At 58.9% G+C, this 25,285-nt stretch carries 24 protein-coding genes; 14 read left to right on the top strand and 10 right to left on the bottom strand.

Annotation, left to right across the window (positions count from 1 at the left end; all coding sequences use genetic code 11):
- Window positions 1-42: 42 nt before the first annotated feature.
- The 5 genes from CL546_RS12920 to CL546_RS12900 form a co-directional block, all read right to left on the bottom strand.
- Window positions 43-1,173: a PepSY-associated TM helix domain-containing protein gene (locus CL546_RS12920; protein ID WP_290495642.1), complete on the bottom strand. Its 1,131-nt coding sequence runs from the start codon at window positions 1,171-1,173 to the stop codon at window positions 43-45.
- Window positions 1,174-1,238: 65 nt separating this feature from the next.
- Entirely contained in the window at window positions 1,239-3,341 is a 2,103-nt protein-coding gene (locus tag CL546_RS12915) for a TonB-dependent receptor (protein ID WP_290495640.1), read from the bottom strand.
- Between the two features lie 149 nt (window positions 3,342-3,490).
- A complete protein-coding gene (locus CL546_RS12910; RefSeq protein ID WP_290495691.1) occupies window positions 3,491-5,542 on the bottom strand; it encodes a TonB-dependent receptor in 2,052 nt (683 codons plus the stop codon).
- A 151-nt stretch (window positions 5,543-5,693) separates the two neighbouring features.
- A complete protein-coding gene (locus CL546_RS12905) occupies window positions 5,694-7,838 on the bottom strand; it encodes an FAD-dependent oxidoreductase (RefSeq protein ID WP_290495638.1) in 2,145 nt (714 codons plus the stop codon).
- Between the two features lie 102 nt (window positions 7,839-7,940).
- A complete protein-coding gene (locus CL546_RS12900) occupies window positions 7,941-8,984 on the bottom strand; it encodes a methyltransferase domain-containing protein (RefSeq protein ID WP_290495636.1) in 1,044 nt (347 codons plus the stop codon).
- 202 nt (window positions 8,985-9,186) lie between these two features.
- Here CL546_RS12900 and CL546_RS12895 point away from each other — a divergent pair, with 202 nt between their 5' ends.
- Genes CL546_RS12895 through CL546_RS12880 form a run of 4 tightly spaced genes read left to right on the top strand, consistent with a single transcriptional unit; the run spans window position 9,187 to window position 12,432 of the window.
- Window positions 9,187-9,996 carry a phosphate ABC transporter substrate-binding protein gene (locus tag CL546_RS12895; RefSeq protein WP_290495634.1) on the top strand — a complete coding sequence of 270 codons (810 nt, stop codon included), beginning with the start codon at window positions 9,187-9,189 and terminating at the stop codon, window positions 9,994-9,996.
- Window positions 9,965-10,819, top strand: coding sequence for a phosphate ABC transporter permease subunit PstC (gene pstC, locus CL546_RS12890; RefSeq protein WP_290495632.1), 855 nt, complete (start codon window positions 9,965-9,967; stop codon window positions 10,817-10,819). Before CL546_RS12895 ends, pstC begins: the two co-directional genes overlap by 32 nt.
- Window positions 10,812-11,639: a phosphate ABC transporter permease PstA gene (gene pstA, locus CL546_RS12885; RefSeq protein WP_290495630.1), complete on the top strand. Its 828-nt coding sequence runs from the start codon at window positions 10,812-10,814 to the stop codon at window positions 11,637-11,639. Before pstC ends, pstA begins: the two co-directional genes overlap by 8 nt.
- A 10-nt stretch (window positions 11,640-11,649) precedes the next feature.
- Complete coding sequence (locus CL546_RS12880) at window positions 11,650-12,432, top strand: phosphate ABC transporter ATP-binding protein (protein ID WP_290495628.1); 783 nt, start codon at window positions 11,650-11,652, stop codon at window positions 12,430-12,432.
- Window positions 12,433-12,512: 80 nt separating this feature from the next.
- Here CL546_RS12880 and CL546_RS12875 read toward each other — a convergent pair whose 3' ends face one another.
- The 5 genes from CL546_RS12875 to ettA form a co-directional block, all read right to left on the bottom strand.
- On the bottom strand, window positions 12,513-12,920 hold the full coding sequence (locus tag CL546_RS12875; RefSeq protein WP_290495626.1) for a hypothetical protein: 408 nt from the start codon (window positions 12,918-12,920) through the stop codon (window positions 12,513-12,515).
- A 74-nt stretch (window positions 12,921-12,994) separates the two neighbouring features.
- Window positions 12,995-13,228 carry an anti-sigma factor family protein gene (locus CL546_RS12870; protein WP_290495623.1) on the bottom strand — a complete coding sequence of 78 codons (234 nt, stop codon included), beginning with the start codon at window positions 13,226-13,228 and terminating at the stop codon, window positions 12,995-12,997.
- On the bottom strand, window positions 13,222-13,830 hold the full coding sequence (locus CL546_RS12865) for an RNA polymerase sigma factor (RefSeq protein ID WP_290495621.1): 609 nt from the start codon (window positions 13,828-13,830) through the stop codon (window positions 13,222-13,224). The genes CL546_RS12870 and CL546_RS12865 overlap by 7 nt, the downstream gene beginning before the upstream one ends.
- A 4-nt stretch (window positions 13,831-13,834) precedes the next feature.
- Window positions 13,835-14,194, bottom strand: coding sequence for a PilZ domain-containing protein (locus CL546_RS12860; RefSeq protein WP_290495618.1), 360 nt, complete (start codon window positions 14,192-14,194; stop codon window positions 13,835-13,837).
- A 65-nt stretch (window positions 14,195-14,259) separates the two neighbouring features.
- A complete protein-coding gene (gene ettA / locus CL546_RS12855) occupies window positions 14,260-15,927 on the bottom strand; it encodes an energy-dependent translational throttle protein EttA (RefSeq protein ID WP_290495616.1) in 1,668 nt (555 codons plus the stop codon).
- Between the two features lie 287 nt (window positions 15,928-16,214).
- Here ettA and glyA point away from each other — a divergent pair, with 287 nt between their 5' ends.
- The 10 genes from glyA to CL546_RS12805 all read left to right on the top strand — a co-directional run bounded on the left by glyA (window position 16,215) and on the right by CL546_RS12805 (window position 25,270).
- Complete coding sequence (gene glyA, locus CL546_RS12850) at window positions 16,215-17,471, top strand: serine hydroxymethyltransferase (RefSeq protein WP_290495613.1); 1,257 nt, start codon at window positions 16,215-16,217, stop codon at window positions 17,469-17,471.
- A 167-nt stretch (window positions 17,472-17,638) separates the two neighbouring features.
- On the top strand, window positions 17,639-18,133 hold the full coding sequence (nrdR, locus tag CL546_RS12845; protein ID WP_290495611.1) for a transcriptional regulator NrdR: 495 nt from the start codon (window positions 17,639-17,641) through the stop codon (window positions 18,131-18,133).
- Window positions 18,130-19,278 (top strand): bifunctional diaminohydroxyphosphoribosylaminopyrimidine deaminase/5-amino-6-(5-phosphoribosylamino)uracil reductase RibD, encoded by a 1,149-nt coding sequence (ribD, locus tag CL546_RS12840; protein ID WP_290495608.1) that lies wholly within the window; start codon window positions 18,130-18,132, stop codon window positions 19,276-19,278. The genes nrdR and ribD overlap by 4 nt, the downstream gene beginning before the upstream one ends.
- Before the next feature lie 39 nt (window positions 19,279-19,317).
- A complete protein-coding gene (locus tag CL546_RS12835; RefSeq protein ID WP_290495606.1) occupies window positions 19,318-19,977 on the top strand; it encodes a riboflavin synthase in 660 nt (219 codons plus the stop codon).
- A 72-nt stretch (window positions 19,978-20,049) separates the two neighbouring features.
- On the top strand, window positions 20,050-21,159 hold the full coding sequence (gene ribBA / locus CL546_RS12830; RefSeq protein ID WP_290495605.1) for a bifunctional 3,4-dihydroxy-2-butanone-4-phosphate synthase/GTP cyclohydrolase II: 1,110 nt from the start codon (window positions 20,050-20,052) through the stop codon (window positions 21,157-21,159).
- 142 nt (window positions 21,160-21,301) lie between these two features.
- Window positions 21,302-21,772: a 6,7-dimethyl-8-ribityllumazine synthase gene (gene ribH / locus CL546_RS12825; protein WP_290495602.1), complete on the top strand. Its 471-nt coding sequence runs from the start codon at window positions 21,302-21,304 to the stop codon at window positions 21,770-21,772.
- 109 nt (window positions 21,773-21,881) lie between these two features.
- Entirely contained in the window at window positions 21,882-22,331 is a 450-nt protein-coding gene (nusB, locus tag CL546_RS12820) for a transcription antitermination factor NusB (protein ID WP_290495600.1), read from the top strand.
- Between the two features lie 61 nt (window positions 22,332-22,392).
- A complete protein-coding gene (gene thiL / locus CL546_RS12815) occupies window positions 22,393-23,361 on the top strand; it encodes a thiamine-phosphate kinase (protein ID WP_290495597.1) in 969 nt (322 codons plus the stop codon).
- A gap of 91 nt (window positions 23,362-23,452) precedes the next feature.
- The gene (locus CL546_RS12810) at window positions 23,453-23,938 is read left to right on the top strand and encodes a phosphatidylglycerophosphatase A family protein (protein WP_290495594.1); all 486 of its coding nucleotides are present in this window, start codon (window positions 23,453-23,455) and stop codon (window positions 23,936-23,938) included.
- 93 nt (window positions 23,939-24,031) lie between these two features.
- Window positions 24,032-25,270, top strand: coding sequence for a GGDEF domain-containing protein (locus CL546_RS12805; protein WP_290495592.1), 1,239 nt, complete (start codon window positions 24,032-24,034; stop codon window positions 25,268-25,270).
- Window positions 25,271-25,285 lie beyond the last annotated feature (15 nt).

Genomic DNA, 25,285 nt, shown 5'->3' with positions numbered 1-25,285 from the left:
TCTTCAGCTTTCAGTTAAGCATGGAAGGGTGACAACAGGGCGTCAACGTGCCTGTTGTCGTGCCAGCTTGCGGCGTTGGGCCTGCAGGCGTAACTGGCGTTTCTGCCACCACATGTAGGTGCCAGTGATAAAGAACAGCAGGGGCGTCAGCCCGCTGATCAGTACGATGATGCGCCCCGGCATGCCCAGGGCATCACCATTATGGAGTGGGAATTGCCAGATCATGAACTGGCTTCCGGCGGCCACATTGGGGGCGTCCCATACCGCCAGTACCTCGCCACTGTATTGGTCTACCCAGATACGACTGGCACCGTAATGCTGCCAGGGTTCTCCGTCCCGGTTGAACGCCAGCGAGTAGCTGCCGGTTTCGTTGCGGGGAAAATCCAGGCGAATCAGCGGGGCTTGTGGGAAAACGGTGCGGGCGATATCCAGTGATTGCTGAGGAGAAAGGGATGGGGCCCCGGGAGTGTCAGGGAGCGTTGACGAAGGCGAAGGCCGTTTTTCCAGAGGCAGAACCGTATCCACCAGTGCCGCTACTTGTGTCGGGAATATCAGGGTGACACCGGAAAAGGCGACCACCAGCAGTACAGGGAGAAAATAGATGCCGATGACCTGGTGCAGGTCAAAGTGCAATCGATAGGTGCCCGCGCCCCGTTTTATGGTCAGGTTACGGCGCCACTTTCCCTTGCGCTTGCCGGTGGGCCACCACAGATAAACACCGGTCAGGCAGAATCCCAGCAGGCACAGGCCGAGCACACCGACTACAATCTCGCCAATCTCGCCGGACAGCAGGGTGTAATGCAGGCTGTAGATCCAGGTCATCAGGTAATCGCCCCAGGTGCGAATCGCAAGCACCTCGCCGGTATAGGGGGAGACGCTGACCTGAATCGGGCCGGGTTCGCCCGGTGGAGCAAAAAAGCGCAGGGTGTGGGGGCTGCCGGGGGCCTGTGCCGGCTCGATACGCAATGCTTTGCGGCCCAGCTCGGCTTCGGCGTTGGCGACGATGTCGTTAAGGGGAAGCGTGCTTTTCCCCTGAGTCATCAGTTGCGGATTGAGCGACTCGTCCAGCCCCTCATGGAAGACCAGCAAACTGCCGCTGAGGCCGATAACCACCAGCAACAGTCCGGTGATCAGGCCGGTGTATTTGTGCAAAGTGAAAAGCAGGTTGCGCATAAAGTATCAGGCTCGGAAATAAAACGGGCAGCCATTGGCTGCCCGTTAGCTAGCTGGGCGACTTACTAGAAGTCCAGATTGTAGCCCAGAGTGACGGTACGACCACGGCCCTTGAAGTTCTGGTCATCACGGGTGGTGGCTGTTTGCGAGAAGTAGCTGAAGTAATCCTCGTTAAGCAGGTTTTCGATGCCGGCAGTGACTTGGCCTTTGGGCAGCGCGTATCCCAGAGACAGGTCAACCAGTTGGTAGGAGCTGAAGTCGTTCGTGTCGCCTTCGAAATCCTTGTTGAAGTAGTGAGTCCCCTGAAGCTGGGTATCCAGCTTGCTGGTCCATTTGGCATGCCAGCGCAGCTGAATGCTGTCAGGGGCGATATTGCGGCCATCCAGACGGGTGTCTACGGTGCCGTCATCATCACTGTCGAACTTGCCGCTGATGTGGGCATAAGTGGCGTTCAGGTAGTGCACCGGATTGATTTGCCATCCTGCGTCGGCCTCGATGCCCTGGATTTCGGTTCGCTCACGGCTGACTTCGAAGATGCCGCCGTTATTTTGCAGTCGTTGGCCCAGGTCGGAATCGGAGCTGAAATGGCTGAGCTCAAAGTGGGCGCCGCCGTTATGCAGGCGGATACCGATTTCGGTGTTGTCGGTCACAATGGGTTGCAGATCGAGGAAGTCTTCCACGCTCTGGTTGGCCTGGTTGATGCCTCGCAGAACACGGCCCACATCGGGCATGCCGAACCCTTCAGAGTAGTTGGCAAACAACTGCGCGTTCTCGGTGGCCTGGAAGACCAGGCCGTAATTGAGCAGGGTTTCGTCAAAATCCGGGCTGCCGCCTTCGACTTGCTGGCTGCCGTAGGAGGCCAGGGTGGTGAAATCGTCCACGTTCAGTTTCGCGTATTCATAGCGCACTCCGGCATTCAGGGTCAGTTGTTGCATGGGGCTGACTTCTGCCTGCAGGAAGGGCGCGATGTTGCGGAACTGGGTTTCCGGTACCCATTCGCGATTGGTCTGTGCCAGGATCTGGGTGGTTTCGTCCTGCAGCAGGTCCAGGCCGGTGGTCAGCTTCAGGCGGTTATTAAACATGCCGTCACGGGACAGGGTCAGTTTGCCGCCAATCTTGTCGGATTCGTTCTGGGACTGGTCGTAGACATTGGTCCCATAGGCCGGATCCTGGAAGGTAGCGAAGACCCCACCGCCGTAACGGGCCTTGAAGCTCTGGCTATAAAGCTGGGCAATAAAGTGATTCCCGGCAAGATTGCTGTGGGTGTAGTTCAGCCCGACGGTCAGTACTTCATTCATGGCGGGATCGCCTTGCGGGTCACCTTTTCGTGATGTGGTGGGGATGCCGTTAACCCAGTTGCCGTCCACCGCTTCGTAGTCATGTTTCCCTTCCAGGGAAAAACGGTTAATGCTGAGCTCTACGTTTTGTTCATCGCTGATCCAGTACCCCAGCTTGAGGAAGATGTCATGACTTTCGCTGTTCATGATGTCCCCTTGGGTGTTGTCCACTCCAATGAGCTCGCTTTCAGCGTCGTAGAACATGCCGCGATCGGTGTAGCTAAGGCCCAGAAGATAATCCCAGTTCCCTTTGATGCCATCGGCGCGATAATCCACTTTGTATCCGAGGCTGTTGGAATGGATGTCATTGGTGGGCGCGGTCATTTTTACGCCGACATGCTGATTCAGGGTGCCGGATTCCGGGCGACGGGTAACAAAGTTAATGATCCCGCCTGTGGCTCCCAGCCCGTGTTCGGCGCTGGCGCCATAAATCACCTCGATGCGTTCAACCATGGACAGGTCAATGGTGTAGCCATCACGTGACCCGTCGCGCAGGGGGTTGGATTGCGGAATGCCGTCGATGAGAAAGAGAGGATTGCGTCCCCGGAATGTTTCCCCTGAGTTGCTAAGCTTTTGACGGCTGGGTGTGTATGACGGAATCAGGTTGCTGAGTACCTGGGACTGATCAGAAGTGATGCGCAATTGCTCATCAATTTCGTCGCGGGTAATGACGGTAACTTTTTGGGAGGTCTTGCCAACTTCGCTATTGGCGCGAGTGGCGGAAACCGTAATGGCCCCCAGTTCGTTAGCGTCCGACTCCGCGATGGCAAGTGGTGAAGCAGCAAGCGTGAACAATGAGACAGGCAAGCCAATAAAGTAAGTACGGAGCACGGGGGCTCTCCTTATTGTAAGCAATGTAAATTCAGGCGTTGAAAGCTAAGGTTGGCGGGAATGATTGTCAATATCGTTTTGGTGGCGCCGGCAGCGTGGTTCTTTTAATGGGGAGGGCACGGGCTGCGGTAGAGCCCGTGCCGATGAGGCTAGAAATCTACGCTATACCCCAGGGTGTAGGTGCGACCACGCCCCTTGAAGTTGTACTCGTCACTCACGCGGGCGGCCTGGGAGTAGTAGGTGAAGTAATCTTCATCCGTCAGGTTCTCAATACCCAGATCCAGTTTACCCGCGGGCAGTTTGTAACTGAGCATGGCGTCGACCAGGCTGTAGCCGTCAAAATCCAGATCCGGGTCATCAAAGCCCCGGCTGAAGAAGTGGCTGACTTGCAGGTAGGATGAGACGGTGCTGTTCCAGCCGGCATTCCAGCTCATCTGTACCGTGTCGGGTGCAATGCTCAGGCCGCTCAGTTCGGTATCGACAACGCCGTTGCCATCGGTGTCCGATTCACCATCCTCATGGGAATAGGACAGTTTGACGCGGTGGGCGTCGTTAATCTGCATGTGCCCGGACACTTCCACGCCCTGAATTTCGGTTTTCTCCCGGCTGCCTTCGAAGGTGCCGGTGGCGCTGTTGAAGGTGAGGCGCTCGCCCAGATCCGAGTTGGACTCGTAGTAGCTCACTTCAAACCCGTAGCGTGCCCAGTTGAAGCGCCCACCAATTTCCTGGTTGTCGGTAACGATAGGCTGTAGATCCAGCAGGGTATCTACGTCCTGCCCGGGGGTGTTGATGCCACGCAATACGCGGCCCACATCGGGCATACCAAACCCTTCCGAGTAGCTGCCGTAGAGCTGTGCCCAGCTTGTTAGCTGGTATACCAGCCCGGCGTTGTACAGGGTTTCGCTGAAGTCCGGATTGCCGCCTTCCACGACCACGTTGTCATTAACCACGTTGGTCCGGTCGATGGTGGAGTAAGTGTCTACTTTCAGCTCGGCTTTTTCATAGCGGGCACCGGCATTCAGGTTGAGTTTGTCGGTGAGCTTGAAGCGGCCTTGCAGGAAGGGCGCGTAGTTGCGGTACTGGGTTTCCGGCACATAAGTGCGACCGGTATGCACCAGATCCTGGTTGGTTTCGTCCTGCAGCAGATCCAGACCGGTGGTGATGCCCAGTCGGTCGTTGAGCAGGCCGTTGCGGGTCAGGGTGAATTTGGCGCCAACCTTGTCCGATTCATTGCGGGTCTGGTCGAGCTGATCATTCCCGGCACTGTCCACGTAAGGGAAGAACGGGGTGGTGGCAAACTGGGCGCGGAACTGCTGGCTGTACAATTGCACGTCCGCCTTGTTGCCAAACCAGTCTGCATGGCTGTAGGAGAAGCTGGCGGTGGTCACCTTGTTGAAGCCCGGGTCGCCTACAGGGTCGCCTGGGCGCGCTCGGGTGGGGATGCCTTCATCCCGATTGCCGGGTACCGGCACATAATCGCCTTCGCCTTCCAACTCGAAGTGATTGAGCATCAGTTCAACGTTCTGGTTGTCGTCAATCCAGTAGCCGACCCGGCCCATCACGTCAAAACTGGTAGAGTTCTGCAGTTCGCCGGGGTAGGCGATGCCGACAAGCTGGTCGTCACCGTCATAGAAAACGCCACGCTTTTGCTGGCTGATAGCGCCCAGGTAATCCCAGTCGCCTTTCTGGCCACTGATGCTGTAGTCCACTTTGTGGCCCTGACCATCGGAATCAAAATCATCGTCAGACGTCAGGCTGACGGAGGCTTCCTGATTGATGGTGCCGGTGTCGGCACGGCGAGTAATGTAGTTGATGATACCGCCGGTGGCGCCCAGCCCATGCTCGGCACTGGCGCCATAAATGACTTCGATGCGCTCCACCATGGACAGGTCGATCGTATAGCTGTCGCGGGCACTGTCTCGTAGCGGGTTGCTTTGCGGTACCCCATCAATCATGAACAACGGTGAGCGGCCACGGAAGCTTTCCCCTGCATTGGAAAGCTTCTGGCGGCTGGGGGAATAGGAGGGAATCAGGTTGCTGAGCACTTGGCCCGGATCGCTACTGATGGCCAGCTGCTCTTCGATTTCTTCACGGGTGATGATGAGGACCTTCTGCGGTGTCTCATCAACTGTGGAGTGAGCCCGGGTTGCAGAGACGGTAATCTGGCCCAGTTCATGGCTGCCAGAGGCGTCTTCGGCCAAGGCAAATGGGGAACACGCAAGGGACAGAAGCGATATAGGCAAGCCATAACGGCAAAAGCGAAGCACGGCGCTCTCCTTGTAAATATCTTGGAGGTAGGACGGCCGTGCACCGTAATGATAATGAGAATAATTGTCAATTGTGTGGCGGTGATTAGCGCCGGATTTCGTGGAGACGCTCTACCCAGCGCAACAATCCCTCTGGCTTGCGGGCTTTTTTCCACTCTCCGGCGGCAAACTTGTTGGCTTCTGCCATGGTCGGGTAGATATGGATGGTGCCGAGTATCTTGTTCAGACCCAGCTTGTACTTCATGGCCAGTACGTATTCGGCAATCAGTTCGCCGGCGTGCTGGCCAACAATGGTGACGCCAAGAATCCGGTCGCTGCCCTGGGCAGTAAGTACTTTTACAAACCCCAGGTCGGCACTTTCGGCGATGGCCCGATCCAGGTCGTCGATGCCGTAGCGGGTGACCTCATACTCAATACCCTGCTCGTTGGCTTCCTGTTCATTCAGCCCGACCCGGGCTACCTCCGGATCGGTAAAGGTGCACCAGGGGATCACCCGGTAATCCACCTTGAACTTTTTGGCAAAACCAAACAGCGCATTGACCGAGGCATACCATGCCTGGTGCGAGGCAGTATGGGTAAACTGGTAAGGGCCAGCCACATCACCGCAGGCATAAATGTTCGGGAAGCGGCTTTGAAGGTGATCGTTGACGGTGATGGTGCCGTTGTCATTGGTGGGCAGTTTCAATGTTTCCAGTCCCAGTCCGGCGGTGTTGGCCTTGCGGCCCACGGCCAGCAGCAGCGTATCGAAAGCGATCCGCTTTTCTTGCCCGTCACCGCTGACATACAGCACTTTTTCACCGTCTTCCCGGGTGAAGCGTACGGTAGTGTGGTCGACCAGTACCGTTACCCCGCTTTCTTGCAGGGCGGTAGTAACCAGGGCTGCAGCGTCTTCATCTTCGCGGGGCATCAAGCGTGGGCCTTTCTGGACTTGCGTCACCTGGCTGCCCAGGCGAGCAAAGGTTTGCGACAGCTCACAGCCAATGGGGCCGCCACCCAGCACCACAAGGCGCTGGGGTTGTTCTTCAATGCTCCACAGCGTGTCGGAGGTGAGGGCCTCCATATCTTCAATGCCGGGCACTGGCGGAATAAATGGCTGGGCACCGGTGGCGATAATAATACTGCGTGCGGTCAGCCGTTCGCGGTGATCGCCGTTACGGATTTCCACTTCCCATGGTGAGACAAAGGTGGCCTCTCCGTAACGGCAGTCTACACCCAGTTCGCTGTAACGCTCCACAGAATCATGGGGTTCGATTTTATTGATAATGGTGTGAACTCTTTCCATTAGTGTGCGGAAACGGAAATCGTTGCGAATGCTGTCGAAGCCGAATTTCTCCGCCTGCTTTTCATAAAAAGCCACACGGGCACTCTTGATCAAAGCCTTGGACGGCACGCAGCCAGTGTTCAGGCAGTCGCCGCCCATTTTGTGTTTTTCGATCAGGGTCACTTTGGCTTTAACCGTGGCGGCGATGTAGGCGCTCACCAGGCCGCCGGAGCCTGCGCCAATAACGATCAGGTTGCGGTCGAACTGTTTCGGTTTCTTCCAGCCTTTATAGACTTTTCGTGACTGCAGGCGAGCCATAATCGCTTTGGCGATCCAGGGGAATATACCGAGCAACACAAAGGCGCCGATCAGCTCTACAGACAGCAACCCTTTGAGGCTGTCGATCTGGCCAAGCTGGGTGCCGGCGTTCACATAGACCGCCGTGCCGGCCAGCATGCCAACCTGGCTGACCCAGTAAAAGGTCCGCGCTTTGAGTGGGGTTAAGCCCATGACCAGGTTGATGATAAAAAAGGGAACAACAGGCACCAGACGCAACGTGAAAAGATAAAATGCGCCTTCTTTTTTGACTCCCTCGTTAAGTTTTTTCAGTCGCTCACCAAAGCGGTTTTGTACTGCGTCGTGGAACAGGAAGCGGGACGCAAGGAACGCCAGGGTGGCACCGGCTGAGGAGGCAAAGGAGACCAGTGCCAGGGCAATCCAGAAACCGAACAGGGCGCCGGCGGCCAGTGTCATAATGGCGGCGCCGGGCAGGCTGAGTGCCGTGACAATGACATACAGCAAGAAAAAGCCGCCAAGGATCAGTGCAGGGTTGCCCTGATACAGGGCATCAAAAGCACTTTGCTGCTCCTTGATATAACCGAGGCTGAAATACTGGCCCAGATCAAACACAAAGTAGCTGGCAATCAGCGCGGCGAGGATGGCAAAAAGTAGGCCTTTCTTGATGCTCATGTCAGGTCCTGTTGGTGGTACATGGATGAATAAAAAAGAAACAATAGTTTGTACGGTTTTGATGTTCGGACGGACGGAATATTACGGTGCAGCGATCAGTGATCAACAGCAGGCGCCAGTCGAATCGTTATTTCCTGCCTTGGCAAATGGCACGTTCAGCCCGCAGCCTTCGAAGATACCGTAATGGGTTGCAAAGTTGCCGATAAATTCAAAGTGTTCAACGAAGCGGCTTTTCTCCAGCATCAGCCAGGTGTTGCCACAAACCGGGAAGACTTTTCCGGCCTCAATGACGTGATGGTCGTCCAGTACAAAGCGGTCTGGGCTGTTTTTAAGGCTGCCTTTGTAGATGACTGCCTGACCGTAATCCTCGCAGGCTGGTTCCAGCGTATCGATATTGAAAAGCCGGTAGGTGGCCGAATAAAAGCGGATGTTGCCCAGCGTTTTTTCGATGGTCGGATTTTCAATGGTTAATGGACGGGATTCCACCAGTCTCGGGTCGGCAAAACCGCAGCGTTTGCTAAGGTTGATGAAGTCATTCCAGTACAGGGCGCCAGATAGGCACTCTCCGTACAAGACCGGGTCGTTGGCCAGAGAGGCAGGAATACGACGGTCTGCATAAACATCGGAAAAAAAGAACTCGCCGCCGGGTTTTAGCAGGCGTTTTACGTCGGTGATGACCTTGGTCTTGTCGGTGCTCAGGTTGATGACACAGTTGGAGATGACGATATCGAAGTAGCCGTCCTGCAAGTCCAGTTGGTCGAGTTCTTCGATATAGCCTTTCAAAAAAAGCACATTGCTGTTGGCGTAACCAAAAGCGTCACGGTGATAGTCGAGGTGGCGATTGGCTACCGCCAATTGTTCGTCGGTCATGTCCACGCCAACCACCTCGCCGTGCTCCCCAACCAGTGCTGAAAGCAGATAGACGTCACGGCCGGAGCCAGAGCCCAGATCCAGAATACGCATCCCTTCCAGTTGCTCGGGGGCAACCAGACCGCAGCCATAGTAGCGACTAACCACTTCATCATGGAGTTGTGCAAGCAAGGGCTTAAGGTGTTCCGGCGGCGCTTGATCACAGCAGGCATTGGTCTGCAGGTCTGCACTGGAATGCAGTTGTTTGCCGTAATAATCCTGCACGTCTTCACGCATTGCTGACTCTCCTGAGTATCAAGCTGTTAGGGTAATAATAGGATGCAGCAAATCGCTGCAGGTTACAGTGCTGATGGAATCTTTCGTGTGTTTGGGAGTAATGAGACCAATAAGACGCTCATCAATGTAATAGTTCCATGAGTGTTGCATCAAAGTGCCGCGGGTAACGTGAAGACAGCGGGCAGCCAGGAAGGAGAAAGCCGTGCAGTTTGTATTGAGGTGGTTGGGAGGGGCTGTGATTGTGCTCTTTCTGGTGGGGTGCGGAGAGTCTGGCAGTACGTTAACCGTTACCGGTTCCAGCACGATTGCGCCGCTGATGGCGGAGTTGGCGGAACGCTATGAAACTGAAACCGGCGTGCAGGTGGATGTGCAGAGTGGCGGGTCCGGGCGGGGTATTGGCGATGTTCGCCAGGGGCTGGCGGATCTGGGCATGGTGAGCCGCGCGCTGAAAGCGGATGAACAGGATCTGGATGGGCACCTGATCGGGCGCGATGGTATTGCCATTATCGTTCATCGCGACAATCCGGTAGTGGCGCTCAATGATGACCAGATTCGCGCCATCTACACCGGCAAGGTGCAGCGCTGGGACGCTGGATCAACCGAAGGCAGGCCCATTACCGTTGTTCACAAGGCGCAGGGGCGATCCACCCAGGAGCTTTTCCTCGCCCATTTTCAACTGGAAAACAGCCAGGTCCGGCCGGACCGGGTGATTGGCGAAAATCAGCAGGGCATCAAGGCGGTGGCGGGGGATCCTTTTGCCATTGGCTATGTGTCCATCGGTACAGCGATTTATGAAGCTGACAATGGCACGGCTATCCGGTTGCTGCCGCTGGAAGGAAAGCCTGCGTCCCTGGACGCACTGGCGCAGGGAGGTTACCCCCTGGTCCGCGAGTTGAATCTGGTGACCCATGGCGAGATATCGCAACCGGTGGCCGACTTTCTGGCCTTTGTAACCCGTACAGACATGGCGGATGTCTACCATGATTACTACTTCCTCCCTGCCGCTGAGTGATCGCCTGCTGGGGCTGGCGCTGCGCCTGTGCGGGTTGCTGGCGGCACTGGTGCTCGGCGGTATTGTGGTGGTGCTACTGGTGCGGGCATTGCCGTTTCTGATCAATGAAGGCGCGGGGATATGGCAAAGCACCTGGCAGCCTGGGCAGGGCGAATACGGAATGGCGCCGATGATTGCCGGGTCGCTTTTCGTCAGTGTGCTGGCATTGGTGCTGGCAGCTCCGGTGGCGGTCTTGCTGGCCGCCTGGCTGCGCTATTTTGCGCCTCGGCTGCGCCGCCCGGTGCTGGCCGGTGTGGAGCTGATGGCCGGCATCCCCTCTGTGGTGTATGGGCTGTGGGGCATGTTGGTGCTGGTGCCCTGGATCAATCAGTGGGTACCGCCTGGGGCTTCCTGGTTGGCCGGTTCGCTGGTGCTGGCGCTGATGATTGTGCCGTTGGCGTTGTTGGTGACGGACGCAGCGCTTGGGCAGTTACCGTTGCGCTATCAGCGCGCCGGTGAGGCGTTGGCGTTGTCCCGGGTGGGGATGCTGCGGCGGGTGCTGTTGCCCCGCGCGGCGCCCGGGATTGTGGGCGGTGTGGTGTTGCAGTTCGGGCGGGCGCTGGGGGAAACCATGGCGGTGCTGATGGTGTGTGGCAATGTGGTGCAATGGCCGGATTCGGTGTTTGCCCCAGTGCGCACGCTGACTGCCAATATCGCTCTGGAGATGGCTTACGCCACCGGTGACCACCGCGTGGCGCTGTTTGCCAGTGGCTTGCTGCTGATTGCCGTGACCGGGCTGTTATTGATGGCCAGTTGGCGATTGCGAGGAGTCTCCCATGGCTGATCGTATGGCCTGGCTGACCGGTTGGGTGTTACTTGCACTGGTGATGGTGCCGGTGGCGTTGATGGTGATGGCGCTCTGGCAGCAAAGTGCCGATGTGCTGAGTATGGGGTTTCTGTTGGAGGACCCGGGCCGGGCCGGTCGCAGTGGCGGTATTGCTGCGCTGTTGATCAGCACCGGGTGGATTCTGGCCTTGTGTCTGCTGGTAGCCGTGCCGGTGGGCCTTGGCTGCGCGCTGTATTTGAGCGAATCGCTGCCGGCGGATAGCCGCCGCGCGCAATGGCTGGGTGGGGTGCTGGATATGTTGGCGGCGGTGCCATCGATTGTCTACGGGCTGTTTGGTTACCAGTTTTTTGCCATCACGCTGGGCTTGGGGTTTTCCATTCTCAGTGGCGCCCTGGCCCTGTCACTAATGGTCTTGCCGCTGATGATTCGTAGTGCCGAACAGGCCATGCGTGCGGTGCCAATGGGGTATCGCCAGGCCCGGGATGCGCTGGCGCTGAGTCGTTGGGGCTGGGTACGCCGGATTCTGCTGCCCTGCGCGGCGCCGGGTATTGCGGTGGGCATTATTCTCAGTGCCGGGCGGGCGCTGGCGGAAACGGCGGTGCTGTTGTTTACCGCCGGCTACGTGCTGCGCCGTCCTGACTCCCTGTTTGATTCCGGGCGAACCCTGAGTGTGCATATTTACGATTTGGCCATGAATGTGCCCGGTGGCATGCCACGGGCAGCGGCCACAGCAGTGGTGTTGGTGGCCCTGCTGGTAGTGCTGAATCTGTTGGTGCGGCGAGTGCTGCGCCAGCCCATGACAGAGGCTTTGGTATGAGTGATCGGCTATGAGTGAGCAACGAACGCACCGGGCGCCGTCGCTGGTGCTGGAATCCGTGTCTGTCGCTTATGGTGAGCAAGTGGCGATCAGTGATGCGTCCTTGCAGGTGCAGCCGGGTGAGTTGATGGCGCTGGTGGGCCCCAGTGGCTGCGGCAAGAGCAGTCTTCTTGGGTCCATTAATCGCATGAGCGATGGGGTCAGCGGCTGTCGGGTGGGCGGCCGAATATGGCTTGATGGGGAGGATGTTCGGCAACGCCACGACCTGACGGTGTTGCGTCGGCAGGTGGGCATGGTGTTTCAGCAGCCCAATCCCTTTCCGCTATCCATCATCGACAACTTGCTGTTCCCATTGGCGGAGCACCGTGTTCCCCGGGGCCAGCGGCGTGCCCGTGCTGAACAGGCGCTGCGCGATGTTGGGCTGTGGGAAGAGGTGAAGGAGCGACTTTCCCAGCCAGCGTTGGGGTTGTCCGGTGGGCAGCAGCAGCGATTATGTATTGCCCGGGCCCTGGTGCTGGAGCCGCAAGTGTTGTTGCTGGATGAGCCTTGTTCCGCGCTGGATCCGGTTTCCTCCCGGGTGGTTGAGGCGTTGATTCGTTCGCTGAAAGGGCGCTATACGATCCTGATGGTGACCCACAATCTGGCCCAGGCCCGGCGTCTGGCGGATAGCGTGACGGTCTGTTGGCTGGAGGGGCAGTGTGGTTGTGTGGTGGAATCCAACGGCTGCGAACAGGTCTTCGAGAATCCTGCGCACCCGATTACCGCGGCTTATTGTGCGGGGGAGGCAGGCTAGTCTCTGAACCCCGCTTGCATGAAAGGCTTTCGCCGCATAGTGCCTCTGCGCAGTATTAGCCTGCGCAGAGGGGAGTGCCTTTATGCTTTGCTTTTGCGGCCATCAATGCTGAGCAGGGTGTCCTGATCGCGCAGCACATACAGGGCAACGCAGGCGGCCAGCATGGGCCAGGCGGCGAAGAACAGCAGGTGATTGAACGGGTCCAGGTATTGCTGCCAGGAAGAGAAGGTGGAGCCGGCATGCATGAGCAGGATGATGCCGTAGCTGTAGCGACGCAGGGCGCCGGCAGCAAAGGCTAATACGACGATAAGTTGCAGGCAGGCCAGTATGGTGAGGACGGAGCCTTCGAGCCCTTCCATTCCATAAAATTTGGCGAAAATCTTGCTGGTGTGGCCGGGATTGATGAATTTGTCCAGGGTCCACATCAGCATGACGATAAAGACACCGAGCCGTAACAATAACAATGAGAGAGCGAGTTTTCGTTCCATAATCAGCCTGAGGGTTGGGGTTGAGACGCCGCAATGGCAATTGCAATCACTGTTACAGGGACCTCGACACCGTGTCAGCGTTCCTGTGGGGCGTTGAGCTTGTCCAGAATTTCCCGGGTACGAGCATCATCGAGGCTATCCGGGTTGCGGGGTAGCGTGTTCAGCAGCGCACGTAACTGGCGCACATAACGACGACAGTGGTGGCACATCAGCAGATGCAGGCGCAGGGCAAAGCGCTCCCGCCTGGTCAGCGGGGCGCCGTCCACGAGGGCGTCAGCTTTTACGACGACGTGTTTGCACTTCAACATTCGCCTGTCTCCTGAAAATGATCCACCAGTTCGAACAGCCTTGCGCGGGCCCGGTGTAACAGCACACGGACATTCGATGCACTCACGTCCAGCATGTTACAGATGTCATCGAAATCCATGCCTTGCAGGTCTCGCAGTTCCAGCACCAGGCGCTGATTGTCCGGCATTTTTCCCAGGGTCTTTTCCATGCAGTGGCGTAGCTCGTCGCGGGTGAGCAGGGCATCCGGGCCGCTCAGGTCCCAGTGCTGTGGCGGGTGGTCCCAGTGCCCGCCGTCACGAAAGCGGTGGGCCAGGGCATCTTGCTCATCGGTGGGATCAAACTGAATTTCCCGGCCGCCTTTGCGCAGCATCATCCGTGCCTGGTTGATGACGATGCGGGTAAGCCAGGTGCGCAGCAGGCTGCGGCCTTCGAACTTGCCGATAGCGCGGTGGGCGGCGATCCAGCCATCCTGCACGGCTTCTTCAGCATCAGCTGCTGACAGCATGGTGCGGGCCGTGGCCAGCAACATGTTGTGGTGGCCTTTAACCAGTTGGCCAAAGGCTGCCCGGTCTCCCTGGCGCAGGCGTTCAATGAATTCCGGGCTTTCCAGGGTCGGGTCCAAGGTGTCAGGTCTCCGGGGTCAGCAGGCTGGCGGGGTCATCTTCGCCGTCGTCGCCCTGATGCAGCATGACAATGCGGCGAAGATGCTGCATGTCATCCACAGATGGGCGATCAAACATGATGCCGATCTCCAAGCCTTCCTGGCGTTGCATTTTTGCCGGAAGGGTCAGTGTGATATCGGAATCTTCCAGGGTAATGATCAGGATAACCCGGGACGCAGCGGGCAGCGTGAGCGGGGTGCTGCTGTTGAGTCGTGCGCCCATGACGGAAATGTCGTCCAGTGACACGGGGTGGTTATCCTGCTGGAAAACCAGGGTGGCTTCCCCGTCGAAGTCCACCCGATTGGCCCGCCGTCTTTCGTTCATGCTGTCGTCCCTGTTGCGTCCCCGTACCGGCTCGCCTTTCCTGTGCCGGCGTTATCCTGTGCGAATCAGACTTCGATTCGCTTGTACTTCATGCGCTTGGGCTGCAGGGCTGCATCGCCCAGCTGCTTGCGTTTGTATTCTTCATACTCGGTGTAGGAGCCTTCGAACCATTCTACCCGGGCATCCCCCTCGAAAGAGAGAATGTGGGTGGCGACGCGGTCCAGGAACCAGCGATCGTGCGAAATCACGATGGCGCAGCCGGGGAACGCCAGCAGGGCCTCTTCCAGTGCGCGCAGGGTTTCCACGTCCAGGTCGTTGGTGGGCTCATCGAGCAGCAGTACGTTGGCGCCCTGCTTGAGCAGCTTGGCCAGGTGTAAACGGTTACGTTCACCGCCGGACAGGTCGCCGACACGCTTCTGTTGATCGCCGCCTTTGAAATTGAACCGGCCCAGATAAGCGCGGCTGGGCACTTCATAGTTGCCGATACGCAGGATGTCGTTGCCGTCGGACACTTCTTCCCAGACCGTCTTGTTGCTGTCCAGGTCTTCACGGCTCTGGTCCACGTAGGCCATCTGCACAGTGTCACCAGTGACGATCTCGCCGCTGTCCGGGGTTTCCTGGCCGGCCAGCATGCGGAACAGGGTGGTTTTACCGGCACCGTTGGGGCCGATGATGCCGACGATAGCACCACGGGGGATCTGGAAATCCAGATCTTCGTAGAGCAGCTTGTGGTCGAATTGCTTGGCCACATTCTTGATTTCAAAAACCTGCTCGCCAAGACGCTCACCCGGCGGGATGTACAATTCCTGGGTTTCGTTGCGTTTCTGGAATTCCTGGCTGGCCAGCTCTTCGAACGCAGACACACGGGCCTTGTTCTTGGCGCGGCGGCCTTTCGGGTTCTGGCGTACCCATTCCAGTTCCTTCTCCACCGTTTTGCGGTGGGCCGACTCGCTCTTCGCTTCCTGTTCCAGACGCTGTTCTTTCTGCTCCAGCCAGGAGGAATAGTTGCCCTGCCAGGGAATGCCTTCGCCGCGATCCAGTTCCAGAATCCACTCACAGGAATTATCCAGGAAGTAGCGATCGTGGGTTACCGCCACCACGGTGCCGGGGAATTCGTGCAGGAAACGCTCCAGCCAGGCCACGGACTCTGCGTCCAGGTGGTTAGTCGGCTCATCCAGCAGCAGCATGTCCGGCGCGCTCATTACCAGCCGGCACAGAGCGACCCGGCGACGTTCACCGCCGGACAGGGTTTTTACGCTGGCATCCCAGGGCGGCAGGCGCAGGGCGTCGGCGGCGATTTCCAGTTTGCGCTCAAGGTTGTGGGCGTCGCTGGCTTCGATAATGTCTTCCAGCTTGGCCTGTTCGGCGGCCAGCTTGTCGAAATCCGCGTCTTCTGCCGCATAGGCTTCGTAGACTTCTTCCAGGCGCTGCTGGGCGTTACGGATATCTGCCACCGCTTCTTCGACGATCTCGCGGACATTCTTTTCCGGGTCCAGCTCCGGTTCCTGGGGCAGGTAACCGATATTGGTGCCCGGCTGCGGCCGTGCCTCACCCAGATAATCCTTGTCCACGCCGGCCATGATGCGCAGCAGTGTGGATTTACCGGAGCCGTTCAGGCCCAGTACGCCGATCTTGGCGCCAGGAAAGAACGACAGGGAGATGTTCTTCAGAATGTGTTTCTTGGGCGGGACAACCTTGCCCACCTTGTCCATGGTGAAGATGTACTGGCTCATAAACTCCGACCGCAGTCTGTATTAATGTGCGGGGCGCGCGGTGCAGGTTGGCTGCAGGCCCCGGCAGAGGGTACTTTGATTGGCGCCTAAGCTAACGGAAAGCGGCCGTGAGTGAAAGTGCGGGCCCCCTGATAGGGCGACGTAAGGCCGGATTGGCGCCAGAAAACCGGTGCCTGACGCCATGAGACGACTGGCCGGTTTCCATGAGCGGACTTCAAGTGCCATTGGCCCCGGATTTGGTTAGAATACGCGCCCCTGAATCCACCAATGACTCCGTAGGGTAGCCCATGTTCCCGAAATCCATGTCCATCGCCGAGTTTGATCCTGAAATCCAGGCCGCTATCAAGGCTGAGGAAGTCCGCCAGGAAGAGCACATCGAGCTGATTGCCTCTGAAAACTATGCCTCGCCAAGGGTCATGGAAGCCCAGGGCTCCGTACTGACCAACAAGTACGCCGAAGGCTACCCGGGCAAGCGTTACTATGGCGGTTGCGAGAATGTGGATGTGGTCGAGCAACTGGCCATTGATCGCGCTTGCGAACTGTTTGGTGCCGACTGGGCCAACGTGCAGCCGCACTCCGGTTCTCAGGCCAATGGCGCGGTTTACATGGCCATGCTGAAGGCTGGCGACACCGTGCTGGGCATGAGCCTGGATGCGGGTGGTCACCTGACCCACGGCGCCAAGCCGAACTTCTCCGGCAAGACTTACAACGCTATCCAGTACGGCCTGGACAACGAGACTGGCCTGATCGATTACGAGCAGGTGGCCTCCCTGGCCCGTGAGCACAAGCCGAAGATGATCGTGGCGGGTTTCTCTGCCTACTCCCAGGTTGTCGACTGGCAGCGTTTCCGTGACATCGCCGACGAAGTGGGCGCGATCCTGCTGGTGGACATGGCTCACGTAGCCGGTCTGGTTGCTGCGGGTGTTTACCCGAGCCCGGTGGGTATTGCCGACATCACCACCACCACCACCCACAAGACTCTGGGTGGTCCCCGTGGCGGCCTGATCATGGGCAAGGCCAACGAAGACATTCAGAAGAAGATCAACTCTGCCGTGTTCCCCGGTGGCCAGGGTGGCCCGCTGGAGCACGTGATTGCCGCCAAGGCAATCTGCTTCAAGGAAGCCATGCAGGGTGATTTCAAAGGCTACCAGCAGCAGGTAGTGAAGAACGCCCAGGCCATGGCCGGGGTGTTCATCGAGCGTGGTTTTGACGTGGTGTCCAATGGCACTGAAAACCACCTGTTCCTGCTCAGCCTGATCAAGCAGGACATCACCGGTAAAGATGCCGACGCCGCCCTGGGCCGCGCCAACATCACCGTCAACAAGAATGCCGTGCCCAACGACCCGCGTTCCCCGTTCGTGACGTCCGGCCTGCGTATCGGCTCCCCGTCCATTACCCGTCGCGGCTTTGATGAAGCCGACGCCAAGGCGCTGGCCGGCTGGATCTGTGACATCCTCGATAACATGGGTGACGAATCAGTGATCGAGACCGTGAAGGGTAAGGTCAAAGAAATCTGTGCGCGTTTGCCGGTTTATGAGCGTTGAGTTGAAAGTGGCAAGTTGAAAGTTGCAACGCGGGTTATGCCGCAGTGAATTTCAGCCGGAGAAGCCGCGTACCCGTGAGGGGCGCGGCTTCGTCGTTTCCGTGGTCATGGCGCGCAATCCTTTTCAACCTTACACTTTCAACTTGAAATTGATCTTCGGAGTTCTCCATGTACTGCCCGTTTTGTTCTGCTCAGGACACCAAGGTGATCGACTCCCGTCTGGTTGCGGATGGGGTGCAGATTCGGCGGCGTCGTGAGTGTTTGAGTTGTACCGAGCGCTTTACTACCTTCGAAACGGCAGAATTGGTGATGCCGCGATTGGTAAAGACCGATGGCACCCGCCAACCCTTCGATGAAGCCAAGTTGCGGGCGGGTATGCTGCGGGCGCTGGAGAAGCGGCCGGTGAGCATGGAAGACCTGGAGGCCGCAATCAGCCGGATTTGTCACCGTCTGCGTGCCACCGGCGAGCGTGAGCTTCCGGCTCGGGAGTTAGGCGAATTCGTGATGGAAGAGCTGCAACAGCTGGACGATGTGGCCTATGTGCGCTTTGCATCGGTGTACCGCAGCTTCCAGGATATTTCCGAGTTTTCCGCTGAAGTGGATCGCTTGAAAAAAGCTGGCGGCAAGCCCGGTGAGAAGCTGGAAGACCTGAAGGAATCATGAGCTTTTCTGCTACCGACTATCAGTTTATGAGCCGGGCGCTGCAACTGGCGCGCCATGGCCTGTACACCACGGACCCGAATCCGCGGGTCGGCTGTGTGCTGGTGCGTGAAGGCGCGGTGGTCGGTGAGGGTTTTCATGCTCGTGCCGGCGAGCCTCATGCCGAGCGCCATGCGCTGGCGGCGGCGGGTGACCGGGCGCAAGGGGCCACCGCTTATGTCACCCTGGAGCCTTGCTCTCACACCGGTCGTACCGGCCCCTGCGCGGATGCGCTGGTCGATGCCGGCGTGGTGCGCGTGGTAGCGGCGATGCAGGACCCTAACCCGCAGGTGGCAGGGCAGGGGCTGCAACGGCTGGCAGATGCGGGCATTGCGGTGGCGTCGGGCTTGCTGGAAACACAAGCACGGGCGTTGAATCCGGGGTTTATTGCCCGGATGACCCGCCAGCGGCCCTATATCCGCATCAAGATTGCCGCCAGTGTGGATGGCCGCACCGCCATGGCCAGTGGCGAGTCCCAGTGGATTACCGGCCCGGCGGCGCGGGAAGATGTGCAGCGTCTGCGGGCACGCAGTTCGGCGGTGATCACCGGCGTGGGGACCGTGCTGGCGGACCGGCCTTCCTATACGGTGCGCCCGGCACAATGGACACTGGCGGACTATCATTGCCGCCCAGATGAACACAGTCAGGCGGGCCGCGACTGGGTGCGCCAGCCTGTGCGGGTAATTCTGGACAGAACTCTGCGCACGCCCCCGGATGTGCCGGTGGTGAGTGCGCCGGGGCATTGCCTGCTGGTGGCTGGGGAACAGCACCCGGGGCGCCAGAATGCGCTGGAATCCGCCGGAGCTGAGGTCATGCACTTGCCGGCCTCTGGCTCCGGGATCGACCTGCAGCAGTTGTTGATCGAATTGAACCGGCGCGAATGTAATGAAGTGCTGGTAGAATGTGGCGCCACGCTGGCCGGTGCTTTTGTCCGTGAGGGCCTGTTCGACGAAATTATCGTCTATATGGCACCGACCCTGCTGGGCTCATCGGCCCGCCCGTTACTGGGGTTGCCCCAGCTGGCCAGCATGAGCGAGAAAGTGGCGCTGCGTTGGCAGGATGTGCGCCAGATCGGCGATGACCTGCGTTTGACGCTGGTTCCTGCCTGATTAACGCCGCTGCTGACGTCCGAATTCAAGAGGTTTTCCATGTTTACCGGCATTATCGAATCCATGGGCAAGGTGGCCGCCATGACCCCGAAAGGCGGCGATGTGACCTTGCTGATCAAGAGCGAAGGGCTGGACTTTTCCGATGTGCAGCTGGGCGACTCCATCGCAGTGAACGGCGTATGCCTTACCGCCACCGCGTTGCCTGGTGGTGCCTTTGAGGCGGATGTATCCGGGGAAACCCTGTCGCTGACCTCGCTGGCGCAAATCAGCGTGGGCAGCACGGTGAACCTGGAAAAAGCCCTGACTCCGTCCTCCCGACTGGGTGGCCACCTGGTCAGCGGTCATGTGGATGGCCTGGGCAAGATTGTCGAGATGAAGCAGGATGCCCGTTCGGTGCGTATCGATATCGAGGCACCGGCGGAGCTGGCCAAGTACATTGCCCACAAGGGTTCAATCACCGTCGATGGCATCAGCCTGACGGTGAACAGTGTGGCCGGAGCGGTGTTTTCCCTGAACATTATTCCGCACACCCAGGAGGTAACCACCATCGGCCAATGGCAGGTGGGGACGCCAGTGAACCTGGAAGTTGATATCATAGCCCGCTATCTGGAACGTCTGCTCCTGGGAGAGAAGGCCGCCGAGCCCACTTCCGAGGGGATTTCCATGGCGTTCCTGGCGGAAAACGGGTTTTTGAAATAACGCTGCAGGCATTACGCAGACACGCATCATGCAGGCGTGTCGCGTGTTGCGTGCCAGCCTGAAGGCGGTTTTATGCAACTCAACAGTATTGAAGAACTGATCGAAGATATCCGTCAGGGAAAGATGGTTATTCTGATGGACGATGAGGATAGGGAGAACGAAGGCGACTTGGTGATGGCGGCGGAGCATGTGACTGCTGAAGCCATCAACTTCATGGCCAAGTACGGCCGTGGCTTGATCTGCATGCCCATGTCCCGCGAGCGCTGTGAGTTGCTGGATCTGCCGTTGATGGTGCAGAGCAATGGCAGTGGTTTTGGCACCAAGTTCACGGTGTCTATTGAAGCCCGCGAAGGGGTGACCACCGGGATCTCTGCCGCCGACCGTGCCCGCACCGTGCAGGCGGCCGTAGCCCGCAATGCCCGCGCCTATGACATTGTTCAGCCGGGTCACATCTTCCCGCTGATGGCGGAGCCGGGTGGCGTGCTGCGCCGTGCCGGTCACACCGAAGCGTCCTGCGATCTGGCGGCGCTGGCCGGTTGTGAGCCGTCCGGGGTGATCTGCGAAGTGATGAACGAAGATGGCTCCATGGCGCGCCGGGAAGACCTGGAAGTGTTCGCTGCAGAGCACGAATTGAAGATCGGCACCATCGCCGACCTGATCCAGTATCGCGCCCTGAACGAACAGACCATCGAGCAGGTGTCCGACCACGAGCTGGATACCTGGTACGGCGATTTTCGCCTGGTGGCGTTCCGCGACACCGTGGACGGCTTGACCCACGTGGCGCTGGTGAAAGGTGACATCAGTGAAGACGAAGAAGTGACAGTACGGGTACACCAGGTAGATCCGCTGCGTGACCTGATGAGCGCCAAGATGAATGGCCGTACCGGGTGGAACATGCACCGGGTTCTGGAAACCGTCTCCCAGTCGGATGCCGGGGTGGTCATTATTCTGGGGCAGGATTACGCCTCCAACGATATCGTGGAGCGCCTGGATGCCTTCTTCGGTGGCACCGCAGGCAAGCCCAAGGGCGAATCCCGTGCCTACCGGAACATTGGCACAGGCTCCCAGATTCTGAAGGCGTTGGGCGTACGCAAAATGCGTTTGCTCAGCTCCCCCATGAAGTTCAATGCACTGAGTGGTTTCGACCTGGAAATCACCGAGTACGTGGACGCGGATAGTTGAATGAGACGCCCGATGCCTGACGCCTCAGGCCTGACGCATTCGATCTCAGCGTTGGGCATCGGGCTTCCGGCGTCAGGCAGCTAATCGAAACCACTGGAAGTTCCTGGTTTGCCAGGTGCGACCAGCGATCAGGACAAGACACATGCAAAACATCAAGACTCTCGAAGGTACCCTGAGCAACGTCGGTGGCCGTTACGGTATTGTAGTGGCGCGCTTTAACAGCTTTGTGGTGGAGGCCCTGCTGGACGGTGCTGTTGATGCATTGGTGCGTCACGGAGTAAGCCGTGACGATATCGAAATTATCCGGGTGCCAGGTGCCTGGGAAATGCCGGTGGCCGTGAAAAAGGTTATCGAGAAGCGTAGTTACGATGCGGTGATTGCGTTGGGCGCGGTTATCCGCGGCGGTACCGCCCACTTCGAGTTCGTGGCCGGTGAAGCCGCCAAAGGGATTGCTTCCGTTCAGAACAGCACCGGCATCCCGGTGGCGTTCGGCGTGTTGACCGTGGACACCATTGAGCAAGCCATCGAACGTTCTGGCACCAAGGCCGGCAACAAGGGCGCGGAAGCGGCTCTGTGCGCACTGGAAATGGTTTCGCTGTTTAAAGCCTTGTAAGAGTACGCTTGAGGCAGAACGCCTGACGCCGGACACCGCCCTCTTTCCAGCCCTTCCCATTGATTGGTGAGGCGCAGGGAGAGGGCCGCTTTTATTTGTTGAGAACACTATGAGCCAAAGCAGCCCCAGTGCCCGTCGCAAGGCGCGGCGTTTCACTCTTCAGGCCCTGTACCAATGGCAGCTGGCCGGCGCGGCAGTGAGCGATATTGAAGCCCAGTTTTTGGCGAACCAGGATTTTGCCAAGGTAGATCGTGAGTATTTTCATGATTTGCTGCACGGCGTGCTGGGGCAGGTTAAAGCCCTGGATGAACTGCTCACGCCGTATCTGGATCGGCGGGTGGAGGAGTTGTCGCAGGTGGAAAAAGCGATTCTGCGACTGGGCGCTTTCGAGTTGAAAGAGCGCCAGGATGTGCCCTACCGGGTGGTTATCAATGAAGGCATCGAGCTGGCCAAGGTGTTTGGCGCGGAAGATTCCTTCAAATACGTTAACGGGGTGCTCGACAAGCTGGCCCGCCAGCTGCGTTACGCGGAAGCGTCGGAACGCCGTCCCCGTGACTGATATCTCCTGATAACGTTGGCTTACCGTGCGTTCTGGCGGCAAGCCGCGTTATGCTTCTGTTATGACTGATCCCGCCGATTTCTCGCAACCGTCAGTGCAGCCCGCGCCTGCTCCCCTGGATGAATTCGCCCTGATTCGGCGGTATTTCCATCACCGTCAGGGCGAGTCCGTGGTGTTGGGGCCCGGGGATGATGGCGCCTTGCTGGTGCCTCCCGCCGGCCAACAGTTGGTGATGACCCAGGATACCAGTTTGGTGGATCGGCACTTTCCGGCAGATATGGCGCCGGCGGATGTGGGCTACCGCTGTCTGGCGGTGAATCTTTCTGACCTGGCCGCCATGGGTGCAAATCCGCTCTGGTTTCTGCTTTCGCTGACCCTGCCGGAAGTAAATGAAGACTGGCTGGCTGAGTTTTCCCGGGGGCTGTTTGAACTGGCGGATCAGGCGGGAATCAGCCTGGTAGGCGGCGATATTACCCGTGGCCCGCTGGCGGTTTCCATTCAGGCCACCGGCTCCGTGCCGCCGGGGCTGGCGTTGCGGCGCGACGGGGCCCGGGTGGGGGACCAGATTTGCCTGGGGGGCGTCACCGGGGCCGGGCTGCTGGGGCTGGAGCAGTGGCAAGCCGGCCAGCGTCACGGGCCTGCCATCGGGCATTTCCGGCGCCCCCGCCCGCAATGGGAGCTGGGCATGGCCCTGCGCGGCCAGGCCAGTGCTTGTATCGATATATCCGATGGGGTGCTGGCGGATCTGAGCCATATCCTGCAGGCATCGGGGGGGCTGGGAGCGTGTCTTGATGAAGCGGCCTTGCCGGACGATCCTCCCGTGCTGGCCGGTTGCAGTGCGGATAAGCAGCGGGCCTTGCAGCTGCAGGGCGGCGATGACTATCTGCTATTGTTTACCCTGCCGGCCGCGCAATCGATGCCCGGAGGGTGCTATTGCCTGGGGCAGGTGGACGCCCAGCCAGGTATTCGTTTGCGTCAGAGAAACGGGGCGGTGGGTGCCCTGACAGTGGCCGGCTGGCAGCATTTTTAACGAGAGACGCCTGCACGCAGCACGCAACAAGCGGCACGCTAACAAGACAAAAATCACAGAGATTGCCGAGACAGAGCCTGAGAGGAATACCATGGAATTTCAACGCCCCAGTATGCGTAACCCGGTGCATTTCCTGGCCTTTGGCTTCGGCTCCGGGCTGGCTCCGATCGCGCCGGGCACTTTTGGCACAGTGGCGGCCATGCCAATCTGGTGGCTGTGTGCCCAGCTACCCCTGTGGGGCTACCTGGCGGTGACGGCTGCGGTGATCGCCGTGGGGCCCTATCTGTGCGGCAAGACCTCTGACGATATGCACGTGCACGATCACCCGGGGATTGTCTGGGACGAGATCGCCGGCCTGCTGATTACCATGATTGCTGTGCCGATCACTCCCTGGGGGGCGTTGGCCGGCTTTGTGGCGTTCCGGGTGTTCGATATCATCAAGCCCTGGCCGATCGGCTGGCTGGATCGCCGGGTGGCCGGAGGCCTGGGAATCATGGTCGATGACTTGCTGGCAGGGGTCTATGCCGCGGCCGTGGTGCAATTACTGCTCTGGCAATTTCCTGTCATCTTTACCTGATATCGTTTTGTCACTACCGCTGGCGCCAAAGGGATGGCGCTTCTGAAGGTTAACTTTTAACCTGCAGGGAGATTCATTCGCAAAGGATTTGCAATGTCAGACACGGATCCGCGCTCACGACGGGTGGTGGTGCCCGGGGTGCGCTGGTTGCGCTTTCCTCGACGCCTTGAAGGTGAATACCGGGAGTATCAGTGCCAGGAAGCGGTGGAAAGCTTCCGGGTTAATGCCTTCTATATCCTGCTGCTCTACATGCTGTTGATAACCGGCATTTACGCGTTGGCGCCGGAGCAGGTCCGGGGCTGGTGGTTGTCCACCTATATCTGGGTGGGGATCATCGTGTTGGTGGCTGGCTTGCTTGCCCAGGTGCGGGCACTGGACCGTTATTTCCCTCTCTATGCCGGCATTGGCAGTTTTCTCGCTGTGGCCGTATCCGTGGCCATTCCCGGTTTTATGCGCGACAGCGGTTCCATCCAGCTGGCCCACGTCTCGGTGATTTATGCCCTCGTTATTGTCTACGCCATGGTTGGCCTGCGTTTTACCGTGGCGTCGCTGGCCGGTTGGGGCGGCGGGTTGGTGGGCGCGCTGATCGCGGAAAAGCTGGGGCAGGGGCTGGACTGGCAAGTCCTGCACCGTACCTATACCGGGATCAGCTTGCTGGGCATGTTCTTGTGCTATTCCACGGAAGTGCGCGACCGGCTGCTTTTTTTCAACCAACGCCAACTACTGCGCCAGCAGCGTCGCACCCAGGCACTGGCAGAGCGCCTGCACCGGTTGAGCCGGGAAGACAGCCTCACGGGCCTGGCCAACCGGCGTTTTTTTGATGAGGCCTTCGACAGAGAGTGGCGCCGCTGCAAACGCAGCCGACAGCCACTGACCGTGATGTTGGTGGATGTGGATCGGTTCAAGGCCTACAACGACCATTACGGACACCTGCAAGGGGATCTCTGCCTGCAGAAACTGGCGGCCGAGTTTCGCCGCTATAGCCGCCGCGGAGGGGATCTGGTGGCGCGCTTTGGTGGGGAGGAGTTCGTGTTGTTGTACCCGGAAACCGATGAGGTAGAAGCGCAGCAGCTGGCCTCCCGGCTCTGCCGGTCGGTGCGTTCACTGGCCATTCCCCATGCGGACAATCCGGAGATGCAGGAGGTGACCGTCAGTGTTGGGGCCGCGATGATGATACCCGGTGACCGCCACAGCGCGGGGGACTTGTTGGAAGCGGCGGATCGCGCTTTGTATCTGGCCAAACAAGGGGGACGGGACGACTGGCGGATGTATGAAGCGCCGCCGCCGGTGCGGTTGGTCAAGGAGCGTAAAAATGACGAAGGGGAGCGGTAATCGCTCCCCTTTGTC

This window comes from Alcanivorax sp. (genome assembly GCF_002726155.1).
GTDB lineage: Bacteria > Pseudomonadota > Gammaproteobacteria > Pseudomonadales > Alcanivoracaceae > Alcanivorax.
The sequence above is the reverse complement of the archived record's forward strand: the minus strand, read 5'-3'. Positions and strand labels throughout refer to the sequence as shown.